This is a genomic window from Spiroplasma endosymbiont of Thecophora atra, from assembly GCF_964019735.1.
In the GTDB taxonomy this organism is placed as follows: domain Bacteria; phylum Bacillota_I; class Bacilli_A; order Mycoplasmatales; family VBWQ01; genus Spiroplasma_E; species Spiroplasma_E ixodetis_A.
On sequence record NZ_OZ026464.1, the window covers coordinates 1,225,214 to 1,239,358 of the forward strand.

General features: G+C 24.2%; 15 protein-coding genes, 9 tRNA genes and 1 other RNA gene. All 25 read right to left on the reverse strand.

The features are described 5' to 3' along the window. Nucleotides 1–9 precede the first annotated feature (9 nt). Nucleotides 10–1,587, reverse strand: a complete 1,578-nt coding sequence (locus tag AACL05_RS06885; protein WP_338961019.1) for an AAA family ATPase — start codon at nt 1,585–1,587, stop codon at nt 10–12. 22 nt (nt 1,588–1,609) lie between these two features. Continuing rightward, nucleotides 1,610–2,230, reverse strand: a complete 621-nt coding sequence (locus AACL05_RS06890) for a hypothetical protein (RefSeq protein ID WP_281749118.1) — start codon at nt 2,228–2,230, stop codon at nt 1,610–1,612. Nucleotides 2,231–2,560: 330 nt separating this feature from the next. Next, nucleotides 2,561–3,022 carry a hypothetical protein gene (locus AACL05_RS06895; protein ID WP_338961022.1) on the reverse strand — a complete coding sequence of 154 codons (462 nt, stop codon included), beginning with the start codon at nt 3,020–3,022 and terminating at the stop codon, nt 2,561–2,563. A 234-nt stretch (nt 3,023–3,256) separates the two neighbouring features. Further along, complete coding sequence (locus AACL05_RS06900; protein WP_338961024.1) at nt 3,257–4,882, reverse strand: hypothetical protein; 1,626 nt, start codon at nt 4,880–4,882, stop codon at nt 3,257–3,259. 22 nt (nt 4,883–4,904) lie between these two features. Next, a complete protein-coding gene (locus tag AACL05_RS06905) occupies nt 4,905–5,516 on the reverse strand; it encodes a hypothetical protein (protein ID WP_338961026.1) in 612 nt (203 codons plus the stop codon). 229 nt (nt 5,517–5,745) lie between these two features. Beyond that, entirely contained in the window at nt 5,746–6,600 is an 855-nt protein-coding gene (locus AACL05_RS06910; protein ID WP_338961028.1) for a hypothetical protein, read from the reverse strand. 7 nt (nt 6,601–6,607) lie between these two features. Beyond that, on the reverse strand, nt 6,608–6,766 hold the full coding sequence (locus AACL05_RS06915; RefSeq protein ID WP_338961030.1) for a hypothetical protein: 159 nt from the start codon (nt 6,764–6,766) through the stop codon (nt 6,608–6,610). 231 nt (nt 6,767–6,997) lie between these two features. Further along, nucleotides 6,998–7,073: transfer RNA gene (locus tag AACL05_RS06920), tRNA-Asp, on the reverse strand. Between the two features lies 1 nt (nt 7,074). Beyond that, a tRNA-Met gene (locus AACL05_RS06925) sits at nt 7,075–7,149 on the reverse strand. Between the two features lie 21 nt (nt 7,150–7,170). Beyond that, nucleotides 7,171–7,260 (reverse strand) — tRNA-Ser (locus tag AACL05_RS06930). Nucleotides 7,261–7,273: 13 nt separating this feature from the next. After that, nucleotides 7,274–7,350 (reverse strand) — tRNA-Ile (locus AACL05_RS06935). 7 nt (nt 7,351–7,357) lie between these two features. Beyond that, nucleotides 7,358–7,434, reverse strand: a tRNA-Met gene (locus AACL05_RS06940). Between the two features lie 34 nt (nt 7,435–7,468). Further along, nucleotides 7,469–7,544: transfer RNA gene (locus tag AACL05_RS06945), tRNA-Ala, on the reverse strand. 13 nt (nt 7,545–7,557) lie between these two features. Further along, nucleotides 7,558–7,634: transfer RNA gene (locus AACL05_RS06950), tRNA-Pro, on the reverse strand. 1 nt (nt 7,635) lies between these two features. Beyond that, nucleotides 7,636–7,712: transfer RNA gene (locus AACL05_RS06955), tRNA-Arg, on the reverse strand. A 125-nt stretch (nt 7,713–7,837) separates the two neighbouring features. Next, a tRNA-Cys gene (locus tag AACL05_RS06960) sits at nt 7,838–7,913 on the reverse strand. Nucleotides 7,914–8,082: 169 nt separating this feature from the next. Next, nucleotides 8,083–9,033 carry an IS30 family transposase gene (locus AACL05_RS06965; RefSeq protein ID WP_338960236.1) on the reverse strand — a complete coding sequence of 317 codons (951 nt, stop codon included), beginning with the start codon at nt 9,031–9,033 and terminating at the stop codon, nt 8,083–8,085. A gap of 157 nt (nt 9,034–9,190) precedes the next feature. Next, nucleotides 9,191–9,607: a transfer-messenger RNA gene (gene ssrA, locus AACL05_RS06970) on the reverse strand. 96 nt (nt 9,608–9,703) lie between these two features. Next, nucleotides 9,704–10,138 carry a BspA family leucine-rich repeat surface protein gene (locus AACL05_RS06975; protein WP_338961032.1) on the reverse strand — a complete coding sequence of 145 codons (435 nt, stop codon included), beginning with the start codon at nt 10,136–10,138 and terminating at the stop codon, nt 9,704–9,706. Further along, nucleotides 10,139–10,486, reverse strand: coding sequence for a hypothetical protein (locus AACL05_RS06980; RefSeq protein ID WP_338961034.1), 348 nt, complete (start codon nt 10,484–10,486; stop codon nt 10,139–10,141). Nucleotides 10,487–10,861: 375 nt separating this feature from the next. Then, a complete protein-coding gene (locus tag AACL05_RS06985; protein ID WP_338961037.1) occupies nt 10,862–11,599 on the reverse strand; it encodes a WD40 repeat domain-containing protein in 738 nt (245 codons plus the stop codon). Next, nucleotides 11,599–12,102 (reverse strand): hypothetical protein, encoded by a 504-nt coding sequence (locus AACL05_RS06990; RefSeq protein ID WP_338961039.1) that lies wholly within the window; start codon nt 12,100–12,102, stop codon nt 11,599–11,601. Before AACL05_RS06990 ends, AACL05_RS06985 begins: the two co-directional genes overlap by 1 nt. Before the next feature lie 148 nt (nt 12,103–12,250). Next, nucleotides 12,251–12,820: a hypothetical protein gene (locus AACL05_RS06995; protein WP_338961042.1), complete on the reverse strand. Its 570-nt coding sequence runs from the start codon at nt 12,818–12,820 to the stop codon at nt 12,251–12,253. A gap of 11 nt (nt 12,821–12,831) precedes the next feature. After that, nucleotides 12,832–13,500: a hypothetical protein gene (locus AACL05_RS07000; RefSeq protein WP_338961044.1), complete on the reverse strand. Its 669-nt coding sequence runs from the start codon at nt 13,498–13,500 to the stop codon at nt 12,832–12,834. Nucleotides 13,501–13,526: 26 nt separating this feature from the next. After that, complete coding sequence (gene smpB, locus AACL05_RS07005) at nt 13,527–13,958, reverse strand: SsrA-binding protein (protein WP_338961046.1); 432 nt, start codon at nt 13,956–13,958, stop codon at nt 13,527–13,529. Between the last annotated feature and the right edge of the window lie 187 nt (nt 13,959–14,145).

Sequence of the window (14,145 nt, forward strand, 5' to 3'; positions counted from 1 at the left end):
TCACCTATTTTAATTAACATCAGAATTATTATTAGTGTCATTAACATTTGGGATAGTTATTGGTGAATCTTCAGTTAGTGATTCTGATGAAAGACTCTTTTCGGTTTCTGCTTCAGGTATTTGTGAAATTTTATCAAAAAATGCCATTTCTAATAGTGATTTAAATTGTTCATCAAAAAATATAGAATTAGTTTTACTTAAACGATGATATTCTTGTTCAAAATGTACTTTTAATTCATTAATTTGTTGCTTTAAATCTTTAATTTGACTATTAATATTTCCAAATTGTGATTTACTATCAGTATTAGTTAATTCAACTTGAATTATAGAATTATTTGTAATATTTATTAATTCACTAGAATTCTTTAATTGTAGTTCAAACTTCTGATTACCTTCCATTTTACTTAAACTTTTACCATAAAATAATTGAATATTATGACTTTTTTTATTACGTCGTAATAATAACTGAAAATCCTTTCTACTAATAAAACAAATTGGAAATTCATCACTATGTCATAATAAACGATAATATATACCTTTAATTTCTTCAGAAAATGGATTGGAGTAAATAGATGGTTGATTTTGACTATCTTTAATGTTTTCGGCATTATTACTTAATGTTTCCAATTCACTTTCCAGTTCAATCTGATTTTGTTTTAATGTGTAAGTTAAATCTTCACAATATGCTTCATTGAAAAGTTTTGTATATTCTTTTTCTTGATCTTCATTATCTCAAATACAGTAAGGAATAATCAATAAATCAGGCTTATCAGTAGTTGTTCTGCCATTATAATAAGCTGAAGCTTTTATTAATTTTGCAATTTTTTTTCATCTTCGATCAGAAATGTAAGCTTTACCATTAGTTGCTTCTGTTAAAATTTTACGAAAACGAGAAATAAAACTTAATGTTTCTTTGCTTAAAGTAACAGTAGTTTCCAATTCTTTTAATCACTTTTCATATTCAGATGTTTTAATTTGTAATTCAAGCGGAACTTTTACTTCTAAACTAGTAATACTTTCTAGCATATCATTAAAATTTTCTTCATTAGTTAAACCATAAACTATCATTCTAATAATAAAACGATCAAATAAAGGTTCTAAACCTTTACCGCTTTCTGGTAACTCATTGGAAGCTGAAATTAATAGTTTTAATGGTACTTTGATATCAACACCACCATTACGAAAGATTTTTTCATTAATAATAGTTAGTAAAGTATTTTGAATTGAAGGGCCTGCTTTTCAAATTTCATCCAAAAAAGCAATATCAACAGCAGGTAAATATTGATCAATAATTCTTACATAGTTACCTTTTAATAAATCTTTGATTGAGATTGGTCCAAAAATTTCTTCTGGAGTAGAAAAACGATTCATTAAATATTCAAAATTTCGCCCATCATGAAACGCATATTTAATTCGTCGTGAAATTAATGATTTAGCAATTCCTGGTAATCCTAATAAAAATATTGATTCTCCTGATAATAACGCCAAAATAGCAAGTTTAAAAACAGTTTCTTTTTCATAAACATCAGCGCTAATTACTTTAATTAATTGTTCAATTCGCTTAGAAAGTAAACTATCTGTATTCATTATATTCTCCTTTACTTATTATTTATTCGACACTTAATTCTCTTCTTACATCATCACTTTTAACAATTAATAAACAAGCAGCAATTAATCATAAAACAGTTATTAATAAAACAATAATCATAAATATTGGAACTTCTGCAGAAACAGTTTCATTTACTAATCCATTAACCACTAACAAAATTGTACAAAATACTTCTAAAACTATAAAATAAGCAATTGCTAAAATAATATAAACAATTGATCATCCAAACATAGCACTAGCAGTGCGACCAATCGCTACTGGTAAATAAAATATAAAATTAAATCCCAGAGTTATAATTAAAAATATATAAATTATATAAGTTGGGTTCATGTTACTACCTTTATTACTCAAAATTTGATTAACCAAATTGTTAGCTAAAAAATAAGAAAAAATTAAATGAAAACATGAAACTGTAAGTAACAAAATACGAGCAATATTTTCCATTTTTGAACTTCAATACATTCTTTTAAATTTAATACTATCACTTAATAACGGATTATAAGTAGTAAAACGTTGTTCTTCAATATCTTTAAATGATTGATTATCATTATTTGATTTGATAATACTATTATCAACATTTGACAATGGAGTATTTTTTAAGTCATCTTTTTTTTCTTCCATATATCTAACACCCCTTATTTTTTATTTATATTATAACTTATTTTAGGTATTAAAACTTAATAATAGTATCTGATATAAATCAAAATTATAAGCGTTTAATTTTACAAAATTATTAAATAAACATATTATCAAATTTAAATTTATTTTTTTAAGATATAATATGACAAAATTAAAAAACAAAAAAATAATTATTTAACTTTGACCATCCAAAATTAAATAATTATTAAAAATATTTTTTAAATAAATAAGAAATTATAAATCAATATATAAAATAAAATATTTTGTTGATTCACTAAAGATAATACTTAATATATTTTAAAAACAAAATACCTAATGAACATAATAACTGTTAATTATTTCACATTTTTGGATTGCATCTCAAAAATTATTATTTTTTATTTTTACTTTTAAACCAATAATTAAAAAAGTTAATGCAATAGTAAAAAATCCAAAAATTGGAGTTAAAATTATACAAAAAATAACTCCAATTTGTAACTGAACTCAATCATAATAACCATCATAATTATGAATTACTGATAAACATATATTTTCTTCAGAATGATTTAAAATATAATTTACACTCATATAATTTAATAAACTAAATCCATTTGTTATTTCTAGTGTTATTTCTATAATAAGTCTTTTTTCTTTATATAATTTAAGATTTTCAAAAAAACTTTTATCAAAACTTGAAAAACCAATTAACATTAAACCAATTACCATAATTAAAATAGTTAAAATAAATAAAAATAAGGTTGCTAATTTTAATTTTTTATATTTTTGCAATATCATTTATAATTTTCCTTTCAAAATAAAAACCCATTTGCTTTTATCTCAACAAACAATGGGTTAGAAACTACTATATTATTTATATTTTTTATACATAAGAATAATAACAAATTTATATTAATTTTACAATTAATAACCTATATAATTAAAACTATTTTATATAAGTAGTATGAATATTAAATTATAGTTATCAAAATTTAACCCATTTTCATAAAATCAACACTTATTTTTAAGTATTTAAATTCACTTTACTTTAAAAGTAAAATTAAAACTATGAGGTTTGGGAACATAGCCACTGCTTGTCAAATCTTTTCCAATATGAAATCTAATTTTTTTAATATCATCAGTCTTAATAATATCAGTTGCCTTTAATGATAAATTATTACCATCAATATCTAAAAAAGTAAAAGCAGTTAACTCATCAATTTGCACATTTAAAGCTTTAACAAAATATCCTTTAAAAGTAGCAAGTGATTTAATAACAAGATTTCAATTAATATTTGGATCAACCGTCGAATCAGGATAATCTAATAAGAAAAAAGTAGAATTATTTTTTGCAAATTGATACATTTCTTGTCAATATTTATTTTCTAAAAAAGTTTCTAGATCACCAATATTAACATAATCATTAACATTAATATTTTCAATACTATTATTTATTGAATTTGAAAAACCAAAATAATAACTCAATTCCTTATATTTAAAATGATTACCACTATTATCACTAGTCAATAATACATGTGGAGGACTATATTTTATTAATGATTCATCACTATCTACTTCTTCTTGTACCATACTAAAAGGAACAAAATCAATAGGCTTAACTTTAAAATAATCAATAACCCCTTCAATACTTGTTGGTTTTAACTCAATGAAATCATAAACAACATTTGGATTAGAAACATATGTTATATAAAAAGGCTTTAATGGAAAATTTGAAGAATATGAATAAAGGTTAACATATTCTTTGGAACTACTCACAGCATTACCAACATAATTTAATTCGGGATGATGAACTAATTCAAAATATGGTTTAATAGTATCTACATCATTAAAGTCAATATCTGGTAAAGGAATTGTTGATATTATTGGATAAAGATGAGTAGTACTAGCAAATTCTTCTTCATAATCATTAATAAATTTATTAATTTCATCTTCGATTGTTTTATAAACAACAGTATTATCAATTTTATCCGCATAATAAAAATTAGTTGGTAAATAACCATGTGTTCATTGTTCTTGCAAATAATCACTACCATTTGGAAATTTTCCTGAAATATGTTTACTAAATTTTCCTTCAAATTGATTAAACATCATAAATTTTTCATAAAATTTAGCAGTATTTTTAATTAATGCAATTACTGGTATTTTAAATTCAATAAATGAAGATTGTAACTTTAATTTTAAATCAAATTTAGTAACACCATCAGTTTGAATTAAACTCTTATCTAATTCATCATTACTATTAGGTTTATAAAAAGTGAAATCATAATTAGTAATATTAGTTGGAAAAAAACTATCTCATCAAGATTCTTTTATTAATAAATCAAAAACTTGTTTTTTTGATTCTTCTTCAAAAAATGGCAAACGTAAATTTTTATTACTACTATCAATTGGAACATCATTCATATCAACAACAATTGATTCTTCTGGAATATTTTGTTTAAAATAACCAATATTAAAAGCACTCTGCATAGCAAGAGCAATAAAAAAAGTACTAATTGCTAAACCAATTATCATAATTAAAGAAATAGTTATTGTCAGAAAAGTTTTTTTTACTTTTACTGGTTCTACTTTACCAGTAACGTATTTAGTAATATTATTTAGTTTTCTTCAATCATCATTATCTTTCTTTTTAGCCATATATTATTCACCTAAATTTCCATTATCTAAAACTTAATTCATACATTTTAATAATACTTTTAATTAAATATTTTTTATTTTCAATAGTATTTAATCATCAATGCAAAATAGCAATTCATCATAATAAGAGTGCTATAACCGCGAAAATCAATACTGTGATTCGATAAGGACTGTCACTATAAGAAAATATAAAAAAACTAATACCAATAATTATTAAATTAACAATAGAACCAAATATTAAAAAAAATAAACAACTTAAACCAATACCTCTAATAGTTTTAGATAAAAAAACGGGTAAAATCATAATTAAAATTATAAAAGCAAATAAAACAGTAACTAACATTGCTACTACTTTTAATATTGCACTTTGAAAAACTGGTGCTGATGGTATACCAGGAAGATTAGCAACCAATTGACCAAAACCAATGCCATTAAAAAAAATCAAACCAATTCAAAAAATTTGAATAATTAAAATAAATATTCGCGAAAAACCATCACCAAGACTAGTAAAATAAACTCTTGTTAAATTTAAATCTAATAATGAAGGTAAAGGAGTTTCCTTTAATTTCTTTAACTCTTTTTGACCAATAAGATTACTTGTAATTAAAAATTGTTTATCTAATGATTTATCCATATCTTTCACCCATCCTATAAAATAATTATAATGCATTTTATTTAAAAACTATATAGTTAACTTATATCCAAATTTTAAATCTATAAAATAATTAAATTATTATTTTAAAATAAATACAAACATAATTAATAATATCTATTTTAACTACAAGTAATATGAAAAATAAACAATAATTTTCAATAGTTATTGTTTATTTTAATAATATAGTATTGTTTAAATATTTTTTTGATTATATGGAGTGTCCAGAAATACTTACACTTGCTAAGTGTGACTGAGAATCTGATAAATCTATTGAATTTATTTGTTTTCACTTATCAACTTGATTATTTAGACTTTCTATATTTTCATCACATACAGATTGTAATTCAATATTATCCATAATTAATATTTCTTCTTCATTATTTATATTTATTAATTCTTGTGATTTATTTGCATTATTTCTTTCTAAGTTATTATTTGATTTAAAATTAGTTCTAATTTTTTTAAAAATAAAACCTATTAAGCCTCCAACTAAACAAAGAGGTAAAATAGGTAAAATTCAAAAAGACATTGAAACTAATTTATTGTTTTCAACTTGATCTGACTCTAATTTAAATGTTGCCAATTGTTCTTGATTAAATCATGAAATTTGTTCTTCTGACAATTCTGCTTTTTGTATTGGAGTTAATAACAAAATTTGTTCTAATGATAATGATTGAATTTGTTTTGGACGAAATGCTTGAATTTGTTTTGGACTAAATGCTTGAATTTGTTCTCTTGTCAATGACTGAATTTGTTTTGGACTAAATGCTTGTATTTGTTCTGGTGTAAATTCTGAAATTTGTTTTTTTGTTAATAATTGAATTTGGTGACTAGTATACATTTCTAAATTCAAACGAGTTGAACGTTTTTTTCTATTTAAACTTAATGAAGTTACTTTTATTGGTTTTAATGTAAATGTTTGAAATTGTGCTTTTGTGAAATGTGGTATTTGTTTGGCTGTAAATGCTTGAATTTGTTTTTTATTAAACACTTTAATATGTTTTTGGGTAAATTCTTGTATTTGTTCTGCCGTTAGTAACTGCAGTTGTTCTTTAGAACTCATTTCAATATTATATAAAAAATTTAATGATAAATATATTTTTTAAAATTGGTTCATTGATACCATTTTCTAATGTTAATGCATTATTCACTGGTATCAATGTCTCAACATTATTGCTACTTATAATACTTGAAGATGAGTTATTAAAGTTTAATAAATTGTTTGGCATATTTTTGCTCCTTTTTAAAAATTAAAAACTATTATAAAGTAATAGTTAAATTTAAATAAAATTATATTGATTATTTAAATTATACGTGTATTTTAATATTTTTAATTTACTTAATCAATCAAAAACTTTCTTCCATAATGAATAAAATAATTATTAATTACAACAATAAAAAAAGAGTAAGACCTTTTACTTACTCTCTAAATTAATACTGCTTATGTTTTATTTTCTAAATGGCGGTCTTGACGGGGATCGAACCCGCGATCTCCTCCGTGACAGGGAGGCGTATTAACCACTTTACCACAAGACCGTGGTTGCGGAGACTGGATTTGAACCAATGATCTTCGGATTATGAGCCCGACGGGATACCACTTCCCCACTCCGCGATGTATAAAATTTAATAATAATGGAGGAGGCTGAGGGATTCGAACCCTCGAGCACTTGCGCACTGACAGTTTTCAAGACTGTTCCCTTCAACCGGACTTGGGTAAGCCTCCGAGTATTTAAGTATGGTGGACCCTATCGGATTCGAACCAATGCTCGCCCGGTTATGAGCCGGGAGCTTTAACCAACTAAGCTAAGGGTCCTAGACTATGGTAGCGGGGATGGGACTCAAACCCATGGCCTCTCGGGTATGAACCGAACGCTCTAATCAACTGAGCTACCTCGCCAGTTTTAGTTTAAATATTTAAACCGATATATAAATGGTGGACCCTATCGGGATCGAACCGACCACCTCCTGCGTGCAAGGCAGGCGCTCTACCAAATGAGCTAAGGGCCCTTGTTTTTAATAATGGTCGGGAAGACAGGATTCGAACCTGCGACCTCTCGGTCCCAAACCGAGCGCTCTACCAAGCTGAGCCACATCCCGATGGTGCGCCTGGCAGGACTTGAACCCACAACCTTTTGATCCGTAGTCAAACGATCTATCCAATTGATCTACAGGCGCATTTAATTACTAAAATTTATAGTAACTCATAAATTTATAGTAACTCATTAAATCATTAAACCTAATCAATTATAACTTATTAAAAGTAATATTTACAAGTATATTTGCAAATATTATTAATATTTTGGAGGAGCCGATCGGATTCGAACCGACGATCAAAGTTTTGCAGACTTATGCCTTAAACCACTTGGCCACGGCTCCAAATATAATTAAAAAAATTTAAAGACTTTTCAATATTACCAAGACTAGTTACTATTTGCAACTTGTTTTACAATATTATTCATAAAATATTAAATATTTTTTTATTATTTATTTCACTAATTAAAATCTTATAAAGTTATTTATAGCTAAATTGTAAAGGTAAGTGCAACTAAATTATTTTTCTATCCAAATATTCGATTGGTGAAAGATAATTTAGTATTTTTCTTGGTCTTTGGTTTAAAGACAATATAAATTTATGAACTTCATTTTTATTAGTTTTTGAAAAAATAAATTTTTTAGGAAATTTTTCTCTAATTAAACCATTAGTATTTTCATTAGTACCTCTTTGTCAAGGTGAATATGGATTGGCAAAATAAATTTTTATATCTAAATTTTTTTCAAGTTGTTGTCAATTTGAAAATTCTTTGCCACGATCAAAAGTAATAGTTTTAACAATGTTTTTAGGAAGAATTGATAAATAATAACTAACATTTTTATTAATAACTTTAGTAGTTCTGTTTTTAACTAATATTGCTAAAGTAAATCGTGATACTCTTTCAACTAAAGTTATTAAACATGATTTGCTTTTACCTCGTGATGATACTATAGTATCTCCTTCTCAATGACCAAGTGTTATACGATCATTAACATTTATATCTCGTTCTTTAATTGATTTACCATTAAACTTGCCACGATTTTCTTTAGATTTTCGTTTTTTACCTTTTCTTCTTAAATTTTTACTAGTAACTTTATCAAGCATTCCAAAATAAATTCAAGTATAAATTGTTTTAAAACTAATAACTCACTCTTTATGAAAATTTTTAATTCTGCCATAAATTTGTTCAGGTGATCAACCTAATAGTAATTTTTGTTGTACATATTTTACTAAATTCTTATTTTTAAACTTATGAAAACTAATATGTGATTGTTTTCGATTTTCAGCTTTATTTTGTGCAATTAATGAAAAATAATGATTATTATCTTTATTTCTATTAATTTCTCGAATAATAGTACTAATACTTCGATTAAGATTTTTAGCTATTTCACTAATTTTAAATTTAAATTTCAATTGATTCTCAATATAAATCCTTTCATCTATGCCAAGATGTTTATAACTCATATAAAAACTCCTTACTTTTTTCTAAACTAAATTTAGCATTATGAAATTTTTATATGAGAATTTTTTGCAATTTTATTTACTTGCACTTACAAGTATAACTCAGCATAATTAATTATTAAATTAAATAATAAAAAAGCACAATTGTGCATTTAATTTATGGTGGAGATGGCGGGGATCGAACCCGCGTCCAAAAGTTAACTGACTAACTGTATCTACAGTTTAGTATAATTTAGAAAAATCACTATTTAATAATAAATTATACGAAATTATGAATAGCTAGTTAATGGAAATTCGAAAAAATTTATTAACATCATTTTTTCTAGTTTATCCTTATGATACGTTACTAATATTGATAAACTAGCTATTAGCAACGGTAGTATTTACTTCTTAAGTAATTAAGCAGGTAAAACTGCTTGATTTCCTAAACCAAATCCAAAGTTGTTTAACTTTGTTGTGAATCAGTTAGGTACTACGATTTTAGTTTGTTTTCCGGTTATGAAACCTCGTAGTATTATGGTCTACCAAACCACTGCCACAATTAGTTGTTCACTCCTGTCGAAACCAGAACATCCCCGTTAATATTATACATTACTTTCTAATATAAAGCAATTTTTGGTTTTCTTAAAAATTACTAACAATTCTTTCAAATTTTCATCATAAATTATAAAATCTAAAAATTAAAATTTGGCAATTTATCAATGCTATTACTAATTCGAGAATTAATAGCAAAATTATCATGAATTATTACTTTTGAAACATTTCATTGTGATAAATTTTGATCAAACGTTATTGCACCAGCAAACATAGAATGCATAGTTATTACATTTGAAACATCTCAACCCGAAATATCTTGATTAAATTTTCTTGCACCAGCAAACAAACCATACATATCTGTCACTTTATTTACATTTCAACTTGAAATATTTTGATCAAAAGCATGTGCATTAAAAAACATACCTCTCATAATTTTTACTTTTTCTACTCTTCAAACTGAAATATTCTGATTAAATGAAGTTGCATATGCAAACATATCACTCATATCTGTAACATTTGAAACATCTCAACCCGAAATATCTTGATTAAATGATGAAGCACTTTGAAACATCTATTTTGTACTTGTTATTTCTGATGGTAACTGATCTGGTACTTTTTGAATTGTTTTTGGCATTTTAACAGCTTGAATTTCTCCAATTTTATTTTCATAAAATCCAATTTGAACAATTTCAGTAGTTTTTATATCTGATAAGTCTATTTTACTAGTTGTTTGCTCTTTTCCATTACTATTAACGTAAATTGTATCTTGTTGTTGTATTATTGTATATTTATAACGATTTGATTGTCTATTTGAATTTGGTGATTTAGGTAATAAAATTTTTGGATTAGATTGTAATTTTATTTTCTTTTCTTTTTCATTTTCTTCCTCGTTTTTTGCTTCTATATCAGAAGTATACAAAATACCAGCAGTGGCTCCACCAACTAAAGTAGTACCACCAACAATGCAGTAATAATTTTCTTTTTTTTACTTTTTTCAGACATAAAAAAACCTCTCTTAAATTCTTAATTTTTTTATAATGGCATGACCATATTTTATATAATTTTATGTAATAAAGTATTTAATATGCTTAAATTTTATTTCAATAGTGATTTGTTAAAACATTTTAAAAATATTAAAAAAAATAAAAATCCCACTTCATAATTACATTTTATTTATGGTCTAAAAAATAATCATGAAATAGGTTATTTTATTATTTATTATATTAAATTCAATATTAAATCATATATAAATAGTTTTCTATAAAACTAAGAAATATTTTTATATATTAATATTTTAATTAAAATTTCAGGCTTTATATAAAATTCCTTGAGAACCACCAGCATAAATTGAACCATCTGGACCAACAGTTAAGGCAAAAATATGATCATTAGTATTTTTTATTCCAGATAATTCAGAAAATGAATCTTGCTGTGCTAATTTTTTATATACTTTATTTGAATCAATACTAGCATATAAATCATTATTTTTATCTAAGAGTAAACGTTTAATCTCATGATTTGGATTCGTTTCTAAAATTGCATTATACGTTCTATTTTTAATTTTATATACATTGCCAATTCAAGAACCAGCATAAACAATATTATCATTATCAACTACTAAACTACTTATCTGATTAGCATCTGATCTTTGCTCAAAAATCCTAAATTGACCACTAATTCCATCGGTTTTATAAATCTTACCACCATAATTAACACCAGCATAAATTGAACCATCTGGACCAATTGCTAAACTTCTAATATAATCTCCATTTGTCCCAGAAATCAAACTAACATTACCAGTTTGACCAATACTATATACACCAATGTCATTACCAGCATAAACAATACCAGTTGTTTTATTAATTGTTAAGCATGAAATTCAACGTGGTGAATTTTCTGATAATATAATTTTTGAAAAATTATGGATACCATCACTTTTATAAACTGCACCATTATCACTACCAACATAAACATTATCTTCGGCATCAACCACTAAATTTCTAAGAATTGAACCTCTTTCTATTTCTAACATTAACTCCAATCCCGTTGGTGTAAGCTTATAAACTTTATCTTCTTGTGTCCTAAAATATTACCTTGTGAATCAACACCCAAATCATAAATATTTTCATATGCTAATTTTTGAGGAACAAAATTAATAATATTATATTGTAAAGTTACTTCACCTACATAGTTATTCTTACCAATGATCGTAACAGAACTTACACTATATTTTTTAATATCAAAATTTTCAATAGTTAGTAATGCAGCTTTTTTATTTACTTCTTTAATTCCTATTAATAAACTCATTTTAGATGGCATTAGATCTTTTCCACTATTAACTTTTCCCAAATTATATTCAGTAATGATACCAGCTAAGTCAATTGCACTATATTGTTTTTCTAAAATTGTTTTATTTTTAATATTATTATTTTCAAATTTAGTTTTTTGTGAAGTTGTTTTTAAAACATCCTCAGTTAAATTTCCTATGGTTGTTGATAATGTTAAAGCACCTACTGCTGCTAATAATGTTTTCATATTAAAAACCTCCTTTTTATTTTTATAATTAATTTATAGAAACATTAAATTAATTATAAAAATAAAAAATAATTATAAATTAAATTTTAAAAAGAAACTACAAGTATTTTAATAATTAACACTTTAAATATAATATCTAAAAATAAACTTATTTTGTAATTAAAACATGATGCTTTTCTGTCACTCAATAATTTGAAGAAAATAACGTAATAAATATTAAACTAATAACAGTTAATAACGCAATACTATTACCAATATAAAACATTATTTCGTTATTTAAAGTAATTAAATTATAATTAATAAAACTATCGAGTAAATCAACACTACAAGTTAAAATAGCTATACATGATGCATAAATTCCTGTGATAGGCATTAATTGTCGATAATTTCAATCTAAAACCAAACTATATACAACAAAACTACAAATACCAAAAGCAATATTGGATAAAATTTGTGAAATCAAAACTGCGTAAATATTATTAGTTACTAAACTAACCATAATACTTACTATATAAATCCCAAAACCAAAATATAAAGCAATATTAGCACTGAAAAAATAATATAATCATCATCCCAATAAAAAAACACCAATTACTTGTGGCAAAGTAGTAAATAAAGTTTTATAAACATGCCATCTTTGATCAATATTACTTATTCTATAATTAAAAAATTGAGAATTCATTAAATAATAAATTAAATAAATAGTTAATCCAAACATAATTAAAATTATTATTTTTCATCGTGCATACCCATATTTTTTGGATCTTCTCGTAAAAGAAAAGACATGAAAAAAGTCAAAATGAAAAAACACAAAGCAGCAATAATGAAATAACTGATTTTTGAAATTGTAATAGTTGAAATATTAAACGTAAGCATATTAATTGGTATAATAATTAAACTTGCCAATAATCCCGGAACAATAAGTATAGTAAAAGTTAAAAAAGCATGTGATTTTACAAAATATTGTTCATTGAACATTAATTCATGAACTCCCAATGATGCAGTACTCATTCCTAACGAAATATTTAACAAAATCAAAGATCATAAATTTGGTACAATTAAAACTAAACAGCAAGTAACCAAAAGTCAACTATGCATTCATCAAATATACAACTTTCTTTTTTTAAATTTTGCAGTAAAAAAAGTAGCTGGTATAGCAAAAATAATTACAGTAAGCGAAATAATCACTGTAATACTAATTGCTTCAGTTACTAAATTAGTTAATGATAAAACTAAAAAATTATTAATAGCTTTTAAACTATTAATACCAAGATAAAGAAAAAAATAATAACTAATAAATAATCATTGCCACTTATTTATCTTTTGCTTAAAAAGAAAAAATAAATAAAAACTTGTAAATAAACAAAAGATTATTAAGAAAGGTAATCATATTATCATAGTTTTTTCCTTTCTTAATTAAATTATTATTTTTTGATTTGTCTTACTGCATCACGATTTTTAATGGTCTCTCTTTTATCATAATTTTTTTTACCACGAGCCAATGCTATTTCTAACTTTGCTCTACTTTTACTATTTAAATATATCATTGTTGGAACAACAGTTAAATTTTTTTGCTTTTGTTCTTGTTGAATTTTTTTAATTTCACGAGCATTTAAAAGTAATTTTCTTTTTCTTAATGGATCAAGTATATAACTAGTAGTAAATTTATAAGTATTAATGTTCATATTAATAATATAAGCTTCATTATTACTAAAAGTTACATAACTATCCTGTAAAGATACATTACCTAAACGAATTGATTTAATTTCAGAACCAGTCAAAACAATTCCCACTTCTAATTTTTCTAATAATTCATAATTAAAGTACGCTTTTTTATTTTTTGCAATTATTTTCATTGTTTCCACCATTATTTTCATAAACTTTATAATTAGATTATATAATAATAATTTCATAAATATCGAAATACTTACTTAAATTTGTTTTTTATTAAGAACATGCTATAATCTAATGAAGGTTAGATTAATCAATAGTTTTTCTAGCAATGATTAATGTAAAATTAAACATAAAATTAATATTTGTTGT